At 43.8% G+C, this 16474-nt stretch carries 21 protein-coding genes; 6 read left to right on the top strand and 15 right to left on the bottom strand.

Annotated elements, in window-relative coordinates:
- Positions 1 to 108 precede the first annotated feature (108 nt).
- The 9 genes from FN831_RS21995 to FN831_RS21955 all read right to left on the bottom strand — a co-directional run bounded on the left by FN831_RS21995 (position 109) and on the right by FN831_RS21955 (position 8491).
- Entirely contained in the window at positions 109 to 2703 is a 2595-nt protein-coding gene (locus FN831_RS21995; protein WP_142530356.1) for a phosphatidylglycerol lysyltransferase domain-containing protein, read from the bottom strand.
- Positions 2704 to 2707: 4 nt separating this feature from the next.
- The gene (locus tag FN831_RS21990) at positions 2708 to 3241 is read right to left on the bottom strand and encodes a DsbA family protein (protein WP_142530355.1); all 534 of its coding nucleotides are present in this window, start codon (positions 3239 to 3241) and stop codon (positions 2708 to 2710) included.
- Positions 3234 to 3737, bottom strand: a complete 504-nt coding sequence (locus FN831_RS21985) for a redoxin domain-containing protein (RefSeq protein ID WP_142530354.1) — start codon at positions 3735 to 3737, stop codon at positions 3234 to 3236. Before FN831_RS21985 ends, FN831_RS21990 begins: the two co-directional genes overlap by 8 nt.
- A 66-nt stretch (positions 3738 to 3803) precedes the next feature.
- A complete protein-coding gene (locus FN831_RS21980) occupies positions 3804 to 4988 on the bottom strand; it encodes an MFS transporter (protein ID WP_142530353.1) in 1185 nt (394 codons plus the stop codon).
- An 11-nt stretch (positions 4989 to 4999) separates the two neighbouring features.
- Positions 5000 to 5797: a type I methionyl aminopeptidase gene (gene map / locus FN831_RS21975; protein ID WP_142530352.1), complete on the bottom strand. Its 798-nt coding sequence runs from the start codon at positions 5795 to 5797 to the stop codon at positions 5000 to 5002.
- A gap of 15 nt (positions 5798 to 5812) precedes the next feature.
- Positions 5813 to 6430: an ABC transporter ATP-binding protein gene (locus tag FN831_RS21970; RefSeq protein ID WP_142530351.1), complete on the bottom strand. Its 618-nt coding sequence runs from the start codon at positions 6428 to 6430 to the stop codon at positions 5813 to 5815.
- A complete protein-coding gene (modB, locus tag FN831_RS21965; protein WP_142530350.1) occupies positions 6427 to 7098 on the bottom strand; it encodes a molybdate ABC transporter permease subunit in 672 nt (223 codons plus the stop codon). The genes FN831_RS21970 and modB overlap by 4 nt, the downstream gene beginning before the upstream one ends.
- A gap of 5 nt (positions 7099 to 7103) precedes the next feature.
- Positions 7104 to 7856, bottom strand: a complete 753-nt coding sequence (modA, locus tag FN831_RS21960) for a molybdate ABC transporter substrate-binding protein (protein ID WP_142530349.1) — start codon at positions 7854 to 7856, stop codon at positions 7104 to 7106.
- A 104-nt stretch (positions 7857 to 7960) separates the two neighbouring features.
- The gene (locus tag FN831_RS21955) at positions 7961 to 8491 is read right to left on the bottom strand and encodes an OmpA family protein (RefSeq protein ID WP_142530348.1); all 531 of its coding nucleotides are present in this window, start codon (positions 8489 to 8491) and stop codon (positions 7961 to 7963) included.
- Between the two features lie 141 nt (positions 8492 to 8632).
- Here FN831_RS21955 and FN831_RS21950 point away from each other — a divergent pair, with 141 nt between their 5' ends.
- Positions 8633 to 9115 (top strand): GNAT family N-acetyltransferase, encoded by a 483-nt coding sequence (locus tag FN831_RS21950; protein ID WP_142530347.1) that lies wholly within the window; start codon positions 8633 to 8635, stop codon positions 9113 to 9115.
- Between the two features lies 1 nt (position 9116).
- On the opposite strand, the gene FN831_RS21945 is transcribed toward FN831_RS21950, so the two are convergent.
- Positions 9117 to 9581: an Lrp/AsnC family transcriptional regulator gene (locus FN831_RS21945; RefSeq protein WP_142530346.1), complete on the bottom strand. Its 465-nt coding sequence runs from the start codon at positions 9579 to 9581 to the stop codon at positions 9117 to 9119.
- A 215-nt stretch (positions 9582 to 9796) separates the two neighbouring features.
- Between FN831_RS21945 and FN831_RS21940 the strand changes: the two genes are divergently transcribed.
- The 3 genes from FN831_RS21940 (at position 9797) to FN831_RS21930 (ending at position 13382) form a co-directional block, all read left to right on the top strand.
- Positions 9797 to 10852 carry a PLP-dependent cysteine synthase family protein gene (locus FN831_RS21940; protein WP_142530345.1) on the top strand — a complete coding sequence of 352 codons (1056 nt, stop codon included), beginning with the start codon at positions 9797 to 9799 and terminating at the stop codon, positions 10850 to 10852.
- Between the two features lie 16 nt (positions 10853 to 10868).
- A complete protein-coding gene (locus tag FN831_RS21935; protein WP_142530344.1) occupies positions 10869 to 12602 on the top strand; it encodes a protein-disulfide reductase DsbD family protein in 1734 nt (577 codons plus the stop codon).
- Positions 12603 to 12815: 213 nt separating this feature from the next.
- Positions 12816 to 13382: an RNA polymerase sigma factor gene (locus tag FN831_RS21930; RefSeq protein WP_142530343.1), complete on the top strand. Its 567-nt coding sequence runs from the start codon at positions 12816 to 12818 to the stop codon at positions 13380 to 13382.
- Between the two features lie 22 nt (positions 13383 to 13404).
- Here FN831_RS21930 and FN831_RS21925 read toward each other — a convergent pair whose 3' ends face one another.
- The 3 genes from FN831_RS21925 to FN831_RS21915 form a co-directional block, all read right to left on the bottom strand.
- Positions 13405 to 13737 (bottom strand): hypothetical protein, encoded by a 333-nt coding sequence (locus FN831_RS21925; RefSeq protein ID WP_142530342.1) that lies wholly within the window; start codon positions 13735 to 13737, stop codon positions 13405 to 13407.
- Positions 13737 to 14222, bottom strand: coding sequence for a Panacea domain-containing protein (locus FN831_RS21920; protein ID WP_142530341.1), 486 nt, complete (start codon positions 14220 to 14222; stop codon positions 13737 to 13739). Before FN831_RS21920 ends, FN831_RS21925 begins: the two co-directional genes overlap by 1 nt.
- A 128-nt stretch (positions 14223 to 14350) precedes the next feature.
- A complete protein-coding gene (locus tag FN831_RS21915) occupies positions 14351 to 14719 on the bottom strand; it encodes a chorismate mutase (RefSeq protein WP_142530340.1) in 369 nt (122 codons plus the stop codon).
- Positions 14720 to 14987: 268 nt separating this feature from the next.
- Between FN831_RS21915 and FN831_RS21910 the strand changes: the two genes are divergently transcribed.
- Together FN831_RS21910 and FN831_RS21905 are read left to right on the top strand one after the other, a co-directional pair.
- Positions 14988 to 15440 carry a GNAT family N-acetyltransferase gene (locus FN831_RS21910; protein WP_142530339.1) on the top strand — a complete coding sequence of 151 codons (453 nt, stop codon included), beginning with the start codon at positions 14988 to 14990 and terminating at the stop codon, positions 15438 to 15440.
- A gap of 10 nt (positions 15441 to 15450) precedes the next feature.
- On the top strand, positions 15451 to 15786 hold the full coding sequence (locus FN831_RS21905) for a cupin domain-containing protein (RefSeq protein ID WP_142530432.1): 336 nt from the start codon (positions 15451 to 15453) through the stop codon (positions 15784 to 15786).
- A gap of 27 nt (positions 15787 to 15813) precedes the next feature.
- Here FN831_RS21905 and FN831_RS21900 read toward each other — a convergent pair whose 3' ends face one another.
- Together FN831_RS21900 and FN831_RS28185 are read right to left on the bottom strand one after the other, a co-directional pair.
- Positions 15814 to 16200 (bottom strand): helix-turn-helix domain-containing protein, encoded by a 387-nt coding sequence (locus tag FN831_RS21900; RefSeq protein ID WP_142530338.1) that lies wholly within the window; start codon positions 16198 to 16200, stop codon positions 15814 to 15816.
- 12 nt (positions 16201 to 16212) lie between these two features.
- Complete coding sequence (locus FN831_RS28185) at positions 16213 to 16395, bottom strand: type II toxin-antitoxin system HigB family toxin (RefSeq protein ID WP_246101688.1); 183 nt, start codon at positions 16393 to 16395, stop codon at positions 16213 to 16215.
- Between the last annotated feature and the right edge of the window lie 79 nt (positions 16396 to 16474).

Raw genomic sequence — 16474 nt, 5'->3', positions numbered from 1 at the left:
TCGTTGATATTTTAAATATATGGATTTATAAATGACAATTCTTGCATACTCTACATAAAAAAATGCAAAAAAACGCAGATTATTTTACAGAATTGGGGAAACGGACAATCAGGGCTTGATCACCTTTGATAAAACGGCAGGAACCTGGATCAGATCGTAATCCTGATCGTATACCAGGTATTTGTTATACCATACAGGCGAAAATTTATCTTTGGCGTCGCGCAGGCCTTTGTAGTGCGAAAAAGACCGGATCTTTTCATAGGCAAACTTCATGGAGCGCTCGGTCAGGTTTTTTGGATCTTCAAGACCGGATAGTGGTGCAAAACCAATATTAACAGAAGTACAGCCGCTATCTTTCAGGTGCTTAAATAATTCTACGAGGATAAAATCGATCACACCGTTTGGAGCATCCTGGGTTTTCCTGATCAGGTCATACGTTCCTTCACCTTCCGCATAATCGGGTATAACATTGAGGAACGCTACGATTTTCTCCTCTGCGTTTTCAACTGTGATAATTGTCTGGTTCTTCAGTTCATCCCAGTCAAACATCCCCTGCGAAAATACAATTTCTTCCCGCTCGGTATCTTCCAGCCATTCATCTGAAACGGATTTGATCTTTTGCAGCAGCCCGTCTTTGATCGGGGCAGTATAAATTTTGCTTTGAAAACCTTTTTCAGCCACCTTTTTCAGCGCATTACGGATAGATTTCCTGCTGCCGCCTTCCAAAGTGAAGGTGCTGAGGTCTACTACTCCCTCCTGTCCAAGGTAAATGCTTTTTTTTCCGCAGGCGGCAAAATGTCCCAGTGTTTCTTCCGCTACGCGATAATAAAAGCTCTTTACACCACTTTCAAAACAATATTGATCAAAGGATTTGATAAAAGGCTTCACGTTTTCCTCTGCAGCAACAGGAGATTCCAGTACTACGGCAAAGTTGCCGGAAATCCGGTATGAAATAAAGCCCTCAAATTCTTCTGAACGGTAAATCAGTTTATCCTGGTAGGTTTTGAAGTAATCCATTGCAGAGTTACCATATTTTGCAAGTTGTGTTTTAGCCCATTCAAACTCTGCCTCCTCGGTAACGTCTTTCAGGATATAGGGACGGATCAGCGTATACACCAGAAAAGCGAGGGAAAGAAATCCGCTGAAATTGATGGAATATAAAAATCCCTGTGCAAAGGAATCCTGCGCGATGAGGTCTTCGCTTTCTACCAGCACAAAGTTCTCAAGGGTATACCTAACCGATTGGAGAAAGCTGAAATCTACATTGAAATGTCTGGCATCCAGAAAATAAAAGCCAATCGTACCATACAGTACAACTGCTGCCACACTCAGTAAGGTAGTCTGTATGCCCAGGTACCGCAGCCTGGAATTGTGTTTAACATAATATTCCTTTCTGGAAGCGATCAGCGCGATAATCACGATTACAGAGAAAGTGGCTTCCTCATAGTCGATAGCCTTGGTCAGGTTACCTATCAGCGATAACAGACACAATGCCAGGGCAAAGTACCATGCCATGCGTAAGCCCTTCAGCATAAATGCGGCCGTTACCAGCAGGAACAGCCCGGCTACCAGCACAAAGTAATTTGAAGCCGCAATCGCGGATACAGGCAGGAAATTTTTGAGAAATACCAGTCTTTCATGAATGGCCGGGGTGAGCACCGAGACAATATTTACGATCCCTAGTGCAAGGATCAGCAATGCCGGAACAATACGCATCAGCAATTTATTGATCTTCAGCAAAAAGCTAAGCGCTCCCAATAGCAAAGGGATCCAGAATTCCATAAAACGGTAAAGGAAGGTGACCGACACAGCTGCAGCCTCAGAATAGCCCATCCTGATCAGCATGAAAGTCATGGATGCCTCTACCGCCCCCAGACCGCGCAAAAAAGGTGAGATAATCAGGAAAACTACGCCCACAACATAACTTACCGTTGCAATCAGCAGTGAAGGCTGGATGTTGAGGGCAACCATGGCGATATAGATATGCACTATCCCGAAAACCTCGATCAGCATGCTCCATAAAAATGTCCTGATGAAACTATTGCGTTCGATCTGATTGTTTTTGAACTCCCCCAGAAAAACATCTGCGATCGGGATATACCTCACCAGCAGCACATACAGCCTTCCGTTAGTGGCTACCGATCTGTAGAGCAGATATATAGCCCCAATCAGTACAAACACTGCAACCAGCCCAAACCATTCTCCTGCGCCAATGCTGCCTTCGAAAATAGCATAGATAAATACAGGGATAGCTATGACTACCACTGATAGTATGCCCACAAAACCATATATAGAGGAAGCAAAATTTACCTGCGACTTGCTCACACCCTTTTTCTCAATATTTCCACTGAAAAATGCCAGTGATGAAACACCGCCTGCGGGCAGAAAAACGCTGACAAAATTTCGTTTCATGTACAGCATGGTGGCATCGCTGAGGCCCACCTGGCTTCCTACAGCTGCAAATGATGCCTTGTACATCTCTCCATGCACAAATACATAGACGATACTCAATATAACCCCCAAAGTAATCCAGTCCCACCTGGAAGTGACTACCAGATGCCTTACCTGCTGAAGTTCTGCTCTTTCATGCTGGATAAACCAGATGCCCAAACCCACAAAAAACAGGGTAAAGACATAACTGAACATGATTTTGTAGTTTTCCCTGATAAAGGGAACAGGATTATATTTTACAGGTAATTTCATTGTGTTATTTCAGCGAGGAAAGATACGCTATAAAAGGCTCATATTCCCAATCGCCGTCATATCTGCTGCCGTTCACAAAGAAAGATGGAGTTCCGTTCACACCGCTCTCCACACCGCTCAGAAAACTCTTTTGTACCTTATCCCTGAATTCTTCATTTTCAAGACTACCGGAAAATTCTGCTGCAGCGATACCAAACTGCTCAGCGTATGCCTGCAGGCTTGCATCATCCAGTGCTTCCTGGTGCTCATATAAATGATCATGATACTCCCAGAACTTACCGGCCTGATCCGCAATTTCCGAAGCCTCTGCCGCGTGCTGGGCATGTGGATGTGATTGCCCAAGCGGAAAATTCCTGAACACAAAACAAAGATCATCTCCAAGGTGGCGCTGTAGTTTCTTAATCACCGGGTATGCGCGCCTGCAATGGATACATTCATAATCACCATATTCTACCAGAACTAACGGAGCATCCGGATTTCCCTGGATATGATCATTTTCATTTACAGGGATGCTTAAATCATTGCCGTTATCAGTCATGCTGCACGCCCTCCTTAATCTCTTTTAATGCTTCGAGGATATGATTTGCCCCGGGATTAACATCCATAGGTGAAAGATAGCTCCAGCGGATCGTGCCTTCCGCATCAATCACAAAAAGTGCCCGTTCTGTAAATCCATCCTGATCGCGGTATACACCATATTGCCTGGCTACCTCTCCCTTTGGTTCAAAATCTGCCAGGAGGCTGATCTTATAATTACGGTCTTCGCGGAAAGCCTGATGGCAGAAAGCACTGTCTACAGAGATGCCGATCAGTTGCGCATCCAGCTGATCAAACATTGGGATCAGCTCATTGTACAAAGCAAGCTGGTCGCCGCAAACAGCACTCCAGTCTGCCGGATAAAACGCCAGAACTACGTTCTTTCCTCTTAAATCACTTAGTTTAATCATTTCACCAGCGTCGCCTGCAGATGTCCCTGCAGTGCTCTGCAGGTTAAAATCGGGTGCTTTGGTACCTGCTGTCAATATATTGCTCATCGGAATATTGTTTAAATTTTACTCTTTCAGAACACCGCGTCCAAAGCAATTGTTTCGCTGAAAAAATTACTTTTTGGAAAAGAAGACAATTCCCAGGGCAATGAAAGACCAGATCAGCATCTGCCAGGTAGACAATTCCCAGCCGCCATGTTTCCAGCAGAGCAAACCAAAAAATGTACCTATGCCCCCACCAATAAAATAGGTAGTCATATAAATCGTGTTGAGCCGGCTGTGTGAATTTTCATCGAGGGAGTATATCTTCGCAAAGTTGGTAATCTGCGTAGCCTGCACACCAATATCCAGTACAAAGATGGCTGCAACCATCGCGATTACCGAAAGCGGAAACACTTTGAGTAAAACCAAACTGCAGATGATCATCGCAACAGTCATCAGCAGTGAACTGCGTGTATTGCCATTGTCGGCAAGCTTGCCAAACCAGGGCGCCACCAAAGCACCGCCTATGGCTACAAGGCCGAATAGTCCGATGGTGTCTGCATGATAGTTAAAGGCAGGGCCACTCAAATAAAATGTGACCGTAGTCCAGAACGAACAGAATATACCAAAAGTGAAAGCACCGAGAATGGCCGATTCGCGCAGGATCCTGTGCTCGCCTACCAGCTTCAGCGTTGATTTAAGCAGCTCCAGGTAATTGCCTGTAAACTTATGCTTAACATCCGGGAGGTATAACTTTAGCAGTATCGTAACAGAAACTACCATTACAGCAGAAATACCGTACACTGCTCTCCAGCCAAACCAGTCGGTAATAAACCCGCTGATCACCCTGGAGCCCAGTATGCCTACCAGGATCCCGCTGAAAACGATCCCCACGGTTTTACCGCGGTTGACCTTATCCAGGCTTGCCGCCATAGGGAGGATAATCTGTGCCGGTGCAGAACAGATCCCAATCAGCAAACTCAGTATCCATACAAAAAAGACGCCTTTTGAAAGCACCATCAGTATCAGCACAAATGCCAGGGCGGCCATCAGCAGCAAAATCAGCTTTTTACGGTTCAGCATATCCCCCATCGGGATCAGGAAGAACATCCCTAAACCATACCCCAGTTGTGAGAACATGGAAACCCGGCCGATTTCCACATCTGTAGCATGCAGCGATATGGCCATTTCCTTCAGGATAGGCTGGTTGTAATAAATATTAGCAACAGTGATCCCTGCAGCAATGGCCATTAATAAGATTGTACCTGATTTTAATGGGGCACCATCCTGGTGAAAGTTTGTGTTTTCCGCTGTCATTGAAAGTATGATTAGTAATACGAAGAATTGAGATTCTTATTGGCTTTTTCGGCTTTTTCAATTGGTGCAAAATCAGAGAGCACCCAGGCCTTCTCCGGCCTGATCACCACGTTGTGTTCAAAATGTACCGACACCGATCCGTCTGCCGTTCTGTAAGAACCGTCTTTCTCTTCGATGGTACCCTGTTTGCCCAGATTTACCATGGGCTCAAGGGCCAGCACCAGGTTCTGCCTCATCTCTATGCCGCTGGCTTTTCTGCCAAAATTAGCTACCTGTGGCATTTCGTACAGGGCCCGTCCAATTCCGTGCCCTCCAATGTCCCTTACCACGCCAAAGCCCTGCTTTTCATTGTAGTGCTGTATGGCACTGGAGATCTCTCCGAGAAAATTTCCCGCTACGGCCATCTCGATGCCGGCAAACAGGGATTCTTTGGCGATCTTTACCAGCCTCAGGATCTCGGGAGATGTTTCGCCCAGGATAAAGGTATAGGCGTGGTCGCCGTGGAATTCATTCATCAGCACTCCCGCAGCAATTGAAACTACGTCCCCCTCGCGCAAAACTCTGCCTGAAGGCCGCCCCTGCGCAATCACATCATTCAATGAGGTACAGATATGAAAGGGATAGCTTTCGAAATTATAAAAAGCAGGTATGCCCTTATTGTCCCTGATATAGGTACCGGCCAGCTCATCCAGGCTAAGCGTAGTGATGCCTGGTTTTATTGCCTGGGCAATTTCTGCAATGGTGCGGCTCACCAGCATGGCGCTGAGGCGCATTAATTCTAATTCTTCTTCTGTTTTAAAAAAAATCATGAGTTTAAAATCTGGTTATTCAATCTTTAAACTGCGGTCGGCAAAGCCGAGAGTTTCCTGTGCATGATGACTTACTATAATGGTGCTGGCTTCAAATTCTTTTAATATTACCTTCAGGTCTGTGATCAGTTCTTCGCGCAGTTCATCGTCCAGCGCAGAAAATGCTTCATCCATCAGCAGCAGCTTTGGGCGCAAAGCCAGGGCACGGAGTATCGCCAGCCGCTGCTGCTGCCCGCCGGACAGCTGCTGTGGTTTGTGACCGGCAAAGGCTTCCATTTTACCGATCTGCAGCAGCCTTTCGATTAAGGGCTGGTCAGCGGTGGCATACCTGAGATGCTCCATCGCTGTCATGTTTGGAAACAGGGCATAATCCTGAAATACAAACCCTGCCCGCCTTTCCTGCGGGGAAAGGTTGAGCTTTACTGCAGCGTCAAACCAAAGCTGGTCGCCCGCTTTTATTCTTCCTCTCTCTGGGCTAACCAAGCCTGCAATCATCCTGAGGAATGTGGTTTTTCCTGCACCCGAAGGCCCGTAAACTTTTGTGACAGATCCCTGCGGGATTTTATCCTTCACTACCAATTCTTTTACGCCCTGGTAGGTCTTTATTTTTTTATATATCTCGATATCGATCATTCCAGTGGCCCTCTTGCAGCATTTCGGTTAAATATAAAGACAAGGATCACAATGACAAAGGTAATGGCAAACAAGACCATCGAATACAGATTTGCCTCATGATACTGGTTGTTGTCTACAGCATCATAAATTGCGATCGATGCTACTTTGGTTGAACCTTCCAGCCTGCCTCCGATCATCAATACCACACCAAATTCACCAAGCGTATGCGCAAAGGTAAGCACTATGGCAGTCCACAGCGATGATTGAATATTAGGCAGCTGTACCCTGAAAAAGGTTTCAAGCTTTGATTTACCCATGGTATAGGATGCCTCTGTGAGTGAGAGCGGTAAATGAGCGAGGGCCGACTTCAGGGGGCTTACCATAAACGGAAGACTATAGATCACTGAGGCCAGTACTAGGCCCTGAAAGGAGAACACCAGGCTAAGGTTGAAATGTTCCTGCAGCCAGTGGCCGGGAAAACCATTGGGACTAAAACTGATCAGCAGGTAAAAACCCAGGACCGAGGGCGGCAGCACAAGCGGCATGGTGAGAATAGCTTCTATAAACACCTTGAACAGCGAACTGCGCCTTGACAGCCAGTATGCCAGAGGGATACTGAGGATTAAAAGTATGATTGTTGTTATGGCCGCAAGCTTTAGGCTTAGCCATATCGGAGTCCATTCCATTAATGTTACGCTATAGTGTAGCCAAACTGCCTGAAAATAGCCTTAGCACCAGCAGAGAAAAGGTAATCAAAAAATTTTTTATTATTCAGATAATTCTTGTTTTTTGAATACTTCAGCAGTACTGCCCCCTGCTCAATCGGAGCATAGGCCAGAGGATTCACTTTTTGCCATTGAAAGCGCTGTGAAGCCGGCAGTTCATACACCAGCGATTGTGTAGTAAAGCCCAGTGAAACAACTCCCTGCAGCACATAGGTATTTACCTGGCTGATACTTTCTGCAAATACCAGTCTTTCGGATGCCTGCTGATAGACTTTATAATAGTTGAGCGCTTCTTCGGCGGCCTTGCCATAAGGGGCCACCTTAGGATTGCCAATCGCAATTTTACCGGGAGATTTGGCTGTGATCAAGGATGTCCAGTTTTTCAAATCTGTACCTGTGGAAGAACAAACAATAAGGCTTCCAAGTGCATAGATCCTGGGCTTGCTGAGGGTAAATCCTTCAGTATACAGGTTTTCTGCAAAATCCATGTCTGCCGATAAAAAAATGTCATAGGGAGCACCATTTTTGATCTGCACAGCCAGTTTACCGGAAGCACCGCTAATTACTTCCACCGATATACCTGTTCGTTTTTTAAAGTCATCTGCCAGTTTTTTGAGTACAAATTGTGCATTTGCCGCTACAGCAACACGCACAGGCTGGGCGTAGGAAGATATACCTGCAAGAGTGATGACTGCGCAAAGGAGGAGTTTTTTAAACATAGCCGGGCTTTTAACGGGCTAAATGTAAACAAAAAGCCGGATATCCATTTGTCACATGAATATCCGGCTTTGCTAAATGAACCTGTTGTTTGATAGCAGGTGTATTATTTTACTTTTCTGATTTCTACACGGCGGTTTAAAACTTTACCTTCTTCGGTATCGTTGGAAGTCATAGGCTGTGTTGCGCCAAAACCCTTGATCGTCATGTTTGCAGCTGGAATACCAGCATTAACCAGGTATGATTTTACAGAATTGGCCCTGTCTACAGACAATGACATGTTATGCTCAGGAGTTCCTTCTGCAGATGAATGGCCGTTTAATACAAATTTAACCGACTCGTCTTTTTTCATCTCAGTTGCAACCTGATCCAGCACGGCAAAGGATGCTGTTTTCAATACTCCTGAATTAAATTCGAACTGGATATTATCAAAAGTATAATTAGATTTTTCAGGTGCCGGAGCTGGCTCTTCTTTCTTTTCTACCGGTGCTGGTTCTGGTGCCTTCGCCGGTTCTTCAACCGCTTTGGTTACCGGTGGTACAGGTTTGGCAGCTAATTTTTTAGTTTTACACGCCTGCAGCGAGATCGTCATTAACCCGATCAGGGCTAATAGTAAATGGGGTCTTAAAATCTTCATTCGTAATTTGTTTTTGTAAACGTATAAAATATCCTTCATATCTATAAAATGATAGATATATTGCATAATTAATAAATTAAACGGATTAGTTTACGGAATAGTGTAAAAAACTATAGCCGGATATTGTAACTGACTATGGCAATGAGAGTTATTCATACCGATGTATTAACAGAAAAACAGAAAAAAGCGATTCTGAAGCTCTGGAATAACGAATATCCCGACCAGCTAAACTATAAAGACCTGACGGATTTAGACTCATATCTGTCAAACCTACCGGGTGCGCAACACTTTTTATGTATGAAAAACACGAAAGTAATGGGCTGGGCATTTAAGTTTTCAAGGGATACTGAAACCTGGTTCGCGATCATCCTTGATGGAAGTATCCAAAAACAGGGCGTCGGCACGATGATGCTGGACCAGCTGAAGACAGGCGAAAAGGCACTTACAGGCTGGGTAGTTGACCATGACCAGTATTTAAAAACAAATGGCGAAACCTATCAGTCGCCGCTCAGCTTCTACCTTAAAAATGGTTTTGGCGTAAACAGGCAGTTGCGCTTGGAATCCCCGAAACTATCTGCCGCCATGGTCAAATGGCAATCACGCCAGGTTTTCACAGAATGCTAAATTATATCGGATAAGCCGTATCACTTTTAGTCTCTGAGAGCACAAAGAAACTTTGCACAGTGCTGATATTGGGCAGTGTGGCCAGTTTATTTCGCAGAAACAGGTGGTATGTATCCATATCGCTGGTAGCAATCCTTAGAATAAAGTCAGACGAGCCGGTGAGCTGGAAACACTCCATTACTTCACTGAATTTTGCAACTTCCTTCTCAAATTCTATCAGTGCCTCTGCCGTATGTTCCTTTAGAAGTACCTGGGGAAATGCAATCAGGCCCTTATCTATCTTTTTGCGGTCCAGTATCGCCACGATCCTCTTGATATACCCCTGCTCCTTCAGTTTTTTTATGCGTTCATGAACTGTAGCTATAGATTTGTTCAGTTTAAACGCCAGCTCTTTATTGGTGAGAGTGGCATCCTTTTGCAGAATGCGTAAAATCTCTTTGTCTGTGGGGTCCAATGCTGTACTCATGACTGTAAAATAAATTTCAAAACGTAAAAAGATTAATAAGCGTTATCAATTGTTCCATGTAACCGAAATTAATGACATCAAAATCACCACTTACCATAAAATTTCTGGTTTTAAAGGTAAGTATTGTTATTATAATTTGCATTATGGAGTTTTACCAAATAATTATACAGCAGGTTTAAGCTGTATTTTGTATTCACGTTAAATAATTCTCAGCAATGATTGCAATTAATATACAGCCTGAAACAGGACTGAGCGAAGCTCTCGCCAGCAAATTTGAACATCTGTGGCATCTGGTAGGAAATACGCCGATGCTGGCGCTGCACTACAGGTACAAAGGTAAGGGAGGCAGGATCTATGTTAAGTGCGAACACTATAACCTCACGGGAAGCATCAAAGACCGCATTGCACTTTTTACGCTGTACAATGCTTACAAAAACAACAAGATCAAACCGGGGGATGAAATCATAGAAGCCACCAGCGGCAATACCGGGATTGCATTTGCTGCAATAGGTAAAGCAATGGGCCATCCAGTAAAAATCATCATGCCCAACTGGCTCAGTAAAGAACGGATAGATATCATCAGGAGCCTTGGCGCCGAAGTTGTCCTGATCAGCAAAGAGGAAGGCGGCTTTCTTGGCAGCATCAGGCTCGCAGAAAAGATGGCCGCTGAGCACAGTAATATCTTTCTTCCGCAGCAGTTTGAGAACGTAGACAATCCCCTCGCGCACCAGCAGACAACGGGCTTTGAAATATGGGAACAGTTGAGGCTCAATAACCTCAGTCCTGAAGCCTTTGTGGCAGGTGTGGGAACAGGAGGAACAATCATGGGTGTTGGCAGATATTTACGCTCAAAAAATCCGGATATCCGGGTTCATCCCCTGGAACCTGCAGAATCCCCAACCCTCACTACCGGGTATAAAGTTGGCAGTCACAGGATTCAGGGCATATCTGATGAATTTATTCCGGAGATCGTCAAACTGAACGAACTGGATCAGGTGCTGCAGGCAAATGATGGCGATTCTATCCTGATGGCACAGAAATTAGCCGCACAGCTTGGCCTGGCGGTAGGTATTTCTTCTGGTGCCAATGTCATCGGTGCGATCAGATTGCAGCAGGAAATGGGAATGGACAGTTGTGTGGTTACGATTTTCTCAGACAGCAACAAGAAATATTTAAGTACGGATCTGATGAAGGAAGAACCTGTTAAGGAAGGTTATATCAGTCCGGATACAGAATTCCTCGATTATCACCCTATTTGCAGGCTAAAATAAGCATTCCGCAACCGACATGAAAACATTCAAAACCAGCATCTATATCCTTATACTTGGATTTTTACTGATAGTATTGCCACAGCAGCATTCCTTTGCGCAGGCTGCCGATACCGCCGGCATTACTTTTACTGAGATTACCGACCCCTCACAGGAAGCTGCCGGGAGCGCTGCGGCAGCAGCAAAGTCGCCCGCTGCAGTAAATTTGCCCGCTGCGGTACAAGCGAAAAAAGCAGTGCATGCTACTGCTTCAAAAACCGGAGATGGTAACGGAACAAAACTGAACATGGAAAAACCAGCTCAGCAATCATTATGGGGTATCTTTATAACTGGATTTGTTGGTGGACTTGCCGCTATACTGATGCCCTGTATTTTTCCCATGCTTCCCCTAACCGTAAGCTTTTTCACCAAGGGAAGCGAGAAAGGACAAGCGTTTGGCAGGGCCGCCTTGTATGGTGTATTCATCATTCTGATTTACGTGGTGCTGGGGCTGCTTGTGACCATATTATTTGGGGCCGATGCACTAAACAGCCTGTCTACAAACGGCATATTCAATTTCTTTTTCTTCCTGATGCTGGTTGCGTTTGCAACATCATTTCTGGGTGCTTTTGAAATCACGCTCCCTTCTTCCTGGGTAAATAAAATGGATGCCAACTCAGATAAAGGTGGCATCGCAGGATTATTCTTTATGGCGGGAACACTGGCACTGGTTTCCTTTTCCTGCACAGGCCCCATCATTGGGACCTTGCTGGTACAGGCAGCTACCAGCGGCGCATTGCTGGGACCGGCCACAGGCATGTTTGGTTTCTCTCTTGCACTGGCCATACCTTTTGTGTTATTTGCCTTATTCCCTTCTACTTTAAATGCATTACCAAAATCGGGTGGCTGGCTCAATAGTGTAAAGGTAGTCCTTGGTTTTCTTGAACTTGCCTTTGCGCTGAAATTTCTGAGCAATGTAGATCTGGCCTATCACTGGGAATGGTTTGACCGGGAACTCTTTTTAGTGCTTTGGATTGTGATCTTCGCTATGATGGGCTTTTACCTGCTAGGCAAACTTAGGTTTTCACACGATAGTACCCTTCCATTTATTTCTGTACCCAGATTATTATTGGCAATCATTGTGCTTGCGTTTACAGTATATATGATTCCCGGCTTATGGGGGGCACCGCTCAAATCAATTTCAGCATTTCTGCCCCCACAGGACACCCAGGATTTTGACCTTTACACTCCAACCCTGATCCCCGGCGCAGGAAATACAGGCTTAAACCCTGCCAGCACGAATTCAGGCCCGCACAAATATGCTGATATCTTTCATGCCCCGCTAAAGCTGGATGCTTTCTTTGATTATGATGAAGGCATGGCCTACGCCAAAAAGGTAAACAAACCTGTGCTGATTGATTTTACGGGCCATGCCTGCGTAAACTGCAGGCAAATGGAAGCCAATGTCTGGCCGGATAAGGAAGTGTATCAAATGCTCAGCAATGATTTTGTACTGATACAACTGTATGTGGACGACAAAACTGAACTGGCACAGGAAGATATCGTTACCACACCGCAAGGAAAAGTATTGAACACCATTGGAAAAAAATGGAGCGACCTTCAGGCATCTAAATTCCAGGCCAATTCACAGCCATTTTATGTACTGCTGCATCCCCTGACTGCCCGGTTGCTCGCAGCACCGCAGGGCGCAGATGATGAAGCTGCAAATTATATCACATTTTTAAAAAGTGGATTAAAAGCCTTTCATCAATAAAATAGAATAAATATCAAAACTGCAAACCCATTCTGACCACCTCCCGGAATGGGTTTTATTTTTTTTGTAAAATAAATAATGTCAATACAAATCAATAAATGCTTTTAGCAACAAAAGCATTGAAATTCCAATCAGAACATGCCTAATATTTGATAATTATTTTTTTTATAATTGTAATAACTAGTGCTCACCTAAACCAAATATGCAGTCAAAATGACCTCATTCTCAGGAGCAAGCGATACTGAATTGATCATTTCAATGAAAGGCGGCAACAGAGCCGCTTACAGTGAAATTTATGAACGCTACTGGAAAAGACTTTATAATGAGACTTTTAAGCGGGTAAAGGACGCAGCACGCGTGGAGGAACTGGTACAGGATGTCTTTATTGATCTTTGGATTAGCCGGGAGCGTAAAAATATTGAACATCTCGGAAAATACCTGGTTGTATCGATGCGGTATACCGTGTACAAGGATTACAGGAGAACCAGGAATGTTCCCAGTTTTGTAGAACCGCTTGAACACATGGCCTTATCGGACCTGGATGCGGATGCACTGCTCAATATTAAAGATATCAAAGGCTGCATCGCCGTATGGTTATCTATGCAGCCGCAAAAACGCGCGGAGATATTCCGACTCAAATATATGGAAGATTTTAGCACCCGGGAGATTGGCACTATGCTGGGGATTTCACAAAAAACGGTACAAAATCAGCTCATCACCTCATTTACAAGCTTGCGTGATTTTCTAAAAAAAATAATGATTCTGCTGGCCATGATTTAGCCATTTATTTCTCTGGATGATGCTATTTTTTGAAAAGATAGTTGGCCACGATCACCACCAGGCCCAGAACATTTGCCGTTGTTGTGGTCAGCAACGTGATAATAACGCTGTCAGAGTAAATCAGTATGCCTTTGCCAACTGAAATAAAGATTCCCAGCACAAGGAAAAGCCAGATGATCGTAACGGTAAAAAGTACATTGGCATAGTCTTTTCTTTCGTTTTTATCCTGTTCAATGATGTCATTCTGAAGACGCTGAGACCGGATGTTCTCAGCTCTCATCTCGTCCACCGCCCTGTCTGCTACCTCCCGTGACGAATTATTGGTATCACCTACAATCGTATCCTCAATACTCATCAGTCTTTTATAAAATTTTCAAAATAACTTTTTATATCATCATCAGAGATGTAGACAGATTTTGGCTGCGCATGAAAAGCTTTGTCCCAGGGCGAATTCTGATTATGTGACCATTTGGAAAGCGTAAGGCCATCCAGATTTTTGGCATTGTCCCAGGCTTCCCTGATGATGGAAAGGTCTTCATCATTTACATTGATTGCTGAGGAATTGACCAGCGTTTTGCCGCCAACAAATACAGGGACATTTTTGGGCTGCGGGATCGTATCTCCGCGGTATTCTTTAAACTCGTGATATACGCTTTCGATGACCGGGCCGTAATCCCAGGCTTCAAAACGCTCATCTATCAGTTTCTGGCCTTTGCGCTTATATGCAATCCCATTGGCCAGATACAACATTTTTTGAAGTTTCATGGGCGTAACAGGAATTTCTTCTGATAATGAAAGTTTGATCAGTTCGTTTGCAATTGTTATAGCTGGATATGACATTGTGCTGCTGTTATAAGATCTTTCTCATACAAAAATACTAAATTATTTAGTTAATAAAAAAACAAAAAAAAAGCCGGATTTTTCCGGCTGTAACAGATAACAATTTGCGTATAAGATCTTGCCCGCTGTTATTTTTGTATTAAGGCTTCTTCAATGCGTAAACTTTCTTTATGCAGCGCATTTAAAAATTCTGTCACAAATTCTTCAGATAACCCTTCTTTTTTTCCGGCGGCAATTGCCCTGTCTAGGACTTGCTGAAAACGCGATGCCTGCAAGGCAGGGATATTGTTTTTGGCTTTATAAATTCCGATTTCTTTAACAATTCTCTCTCTTTCTCCCAGAACTTTTATCAGTGTCTGATCTAAAGAATCGATCTTTTTACGATGCATTTCAAGGGTCATATCTTTGGTTTCTGCTTTTTTCACGGGGACGGATTGCGCGTAAGTACCTAAACAACAAATCATTATTAGAGCTAAAATATACTTAGATTTTTTCATTTTTTAAATTGGTTTAATATAACTGAACACTTATTATACGAAAAACACATAATATTATTGTCAGAGATATACAGTTTAACACTGATGAGATGACTGCGATGTATATTACACTTATGCGTAATATACAGGCCCCTTAACGGATTGACGAAGCGCCATATTTCTGTCCGTATTATTTTTAAGCTATCTTTAAAATTTAATGGATATCAAAGAAATGCTGCCTTTATGGGAAAGGTTCACATTTCTAAAAAATAGCAGTTAATTTATAAACATGGAATTTACGGAATTATGTAAGCCTTTTGAAGCGCTCACACCAAAGGAGCTTTATGCCATACTCAGATTGAGAAGTGAAATATTCGTGGTAGAACAAAACTGTATCTTCCTGGATATGGATAATAAGGATCAGGAATGCCAGCATCTAATGTTATACCAAAACAAGGAACTGATGGCCTACGCCAGGATTGCTCCTGCAGGCCTTACCTTTGTACAGGCTTCCATTGGAAGGATTGTTAGCAGCCAGGCTGCAAGAGGCAAAGGTTTTGGCAAACAGCTGGTACAACTGGCAATCGAAAACTGCATTCGCCTTAATGGCAATAACCCGATCAAAATAGGTGCTCAGTTATATCTGAAAGCTTTTTATGAGTCGTTCGGTTTTGTAAGCGAGGAAGATTTTTATGATGAAGATGGTATTGATCATGTGCACATGATCAGGCCAGCAAACTAATTTACAGATGATGATACAGGGAAATATATTCCAGATTGCAGCAGAAACAGCCTGGCAGGATCTGGGCAATGGTATTCAGCGTCAGGTATTCGGCTATGACGACCGGATCATGATGGTGAAAGTTAAATTTGAGCAAGGCGCCATCGGTGTACTCCACCAGCACCACCATACTCAGATCAGTTATGTTGAAAGCGGGGTTTTTGAAGCCAGTATTGCCGGTGAACAAAAGACGCTGCAGCAGGGCGATGGTTTCTATGTACCACCAAATGCAGAACATGGTGTAATTTGCAAAGAAGCGGGAATTTTAGTGGATGTATTTAGCCCGCACCGGGAAGACTTTTTATAGCAGCAGGTAAAATTCACAGCGGCGGCATCAGGCATTTTCCAGCAGAAAATCGCCGCTGATTCCCAACTTGCCATGAACTGCTTTTAAAAATGGTAGATCAGGCTCTCTCTTGCCACTCAGTATCTGAGAAAGCTTTGAGGTCCCTAAACCCAGCATTTCTGCCATCTTTGCCTGGGTGACGTTTAGTTCACTGATCTTATGCAACACCAGCGAATTGATAGACAATGGTAAGGGCATTAATTTAAGAACGTCATCTTCGTACTGCTCTGCGAGTACGCTCAGCTGCTGCAGTTCATTAGCGTCTGATTCTGAAAGAGAGCTAAAACCCCCGCCTTCTGTTGCTTTTTTGATAAAAGCTTCAATCAGGACCATGATCTGATTGTATTGGGCTTCATTTCTAATTTTATTAATCATCTTTTTTTGAAATTAAATAGTTGAACAATTAATTTGATCATATTGCTTGTGCGTTCCTATAAAACGAATAAACAAGGTGCGTTCGTCAAAAAATATCATCGTAACCAGCCTGTATATATTTCCTTTAATATTAAAGACATACCTGTCATTCCCTACATAATCAACCGTGTTAAAATGCTTTCGTATATCCGACATTTTGCTCCAGTCAGCTGCGCTGACTTCTTTATACCAGTTATTCAAAGATTTTGCGGAGCCCGATAACGGGAGGCAAAAT

The sequence above is a fragment of the Pedobacter westerhofensis genome (assembly GCF_900182595.1).
Lineage (GTDB): Bacteria > Bacteroidota > Bacteroidia > Sphingobacteriales > Sphingobacteriaceae > Pedobacter > Pedobacter westerhofensis.
The sequence above is the reverse complement of the archived record's forward strand: the minus strand, read 5'-3'. Positions and strand labels throughout refer to the sequence as shown.

Bases quoted from the DNA above. Each gene is read 5' to 3' on its own strand.
- FN831_RS21995 (WP_142530356.1), bottom strand. From the start codon at position 2,703: ATGAAATTACCTGTAAAATATAATCCTGTTCCCTTTATCAGGGAAAAC.
- FN831_RS28185 (WP_246101688.1), bottom strand. From the start codon at position 16,395: ATGTCGGATATACGAAAGCATTTTAACACGGTTGATTATGTAGGGAAT.
- FN831_RS21945 (WP_142530346.1), bottom strand. From the start codon at position 9,581: ATGAGTACAGCATTGGACCCCACAGACAAAGAGATTTTACGCATTCTG.
- FN831_RS21980 (WP_142530353.1), bottom strand. From the start codon at position 4,988: ATGACAGCGGAAAACACAAACTTTCACCAGGATGGTGCCCCATTAAAA.
- FN831_RS21925 (WP_142530342.1), bottom strand. From the start codon at position 13,737: ATGAGTATTGAGGATACGATTGTAGGTGATACCAATAATTCGTCACGG.
- FN831_RS21950 (WP_142530347.1), top strand. From the start codon at position 8,633: ATGAGAGTTATTCATACCGATGTATTAACAGAAAAACAGAAAAAAGCG.
- FN831_RS21915 (WP_142530340.1), bottom strand. From the start codon at position 14,719: ATGAAAAAATCTAAGTATATTTTAGCTCTAATAATGATTTGTTGTTTA.
- FN831_RS21940 (WP_142530345.1), top strand. From the start codon at position 9,797: ATGATTGCAATTAATATACAGCCTGAAACAGGACTGAGCGAAGCTCTC.
- modA (WP_142530349.1), bottom strand. From the start codon at position 7,856: ATGTTTAAAAAACTCCTCCTTTGCGCAGTCATCACTCTTGCAGGTATA.
- map (WP_142530352.1), bottom strand. From the start codon at position 5,797: ATGATTTTTTTTAAAACAGAAGAAGAATTAGAATTAATGCGCCTCAGC.
- FN831_RS21900 (WP_142530338.1), bottom strand. From the start codon at position 16,200: ATGATTAATAAAATTAGAAATGAAGCCCAATACAATCAGATCATGGTC.
- FN831_RS21935 (WP_142530344.1), top strand. From the start codon at position 10,869: ATGAAAACATTCAAAACCAGCATCTATATCCTTATACTTGGATTTTTA.
- modB (WP_142530350.1), bottom strand. From the start codon at position 7,098: ATGGAATGGACTCCGATATGGCTAAGCCTAAAGCTTGCGGCCATAACA.
- FN831_RS21955 (WP_142530348.1), bottom strand. From the start codon at position 8,491: ATGAAGATTTTAAGACCCCATTTACTATTAGCCCTGATCGGGTTAATG.
- FN831_RS21910 (WP_142530339.1), top strand. From the start codon at position 14,988: ATGGAATTTACGGAATTATGTAAGCCTTTTGAAGCGCTCACACCAAAG.
- FN831_RS21920 (WP_142530341.1), bottom strand. From the start codon at position 14,222: ATGTCATATCCAGCTATAACAATTGCAAACGAACTGATCAAACTTTCA.
- FN831_RS21985 (WP_142530354.1), bottom strand. From the start codon at position 3,737: ATGAGCAATATATTGACAGCAGGTACCAAAGCACCCGATTTTAACCTG.
- FN831_RS21970 (WP_142530351.1), bottom strand. From the start codon at position 6,430: ATGATCGATATCGAGATATATAAAAAAATAAAGACCTACCAGGGCGTA.
- FN831_RS21905 (WP_142530432.1), top strand. From the start codon at position 15,451: ATGATACAGGGAAATATATTCCAGATTGCAGCAGAAACAGCCTGGCAG.
- FN831_RS21930 (WP_142530343.1), top strand. From the start codon at position 12,816: ATGACCTCATTCTCAGGAGCAAGCGATACTGAATTGATCATTTCAATG.
- FN831_RS21990 (WP_142530355.1), bottom strand. From the start codon at position 3,241: ATGACTGATAACGGCAATGATTTAAGCATCCCTGTAAATGAAAATGAT.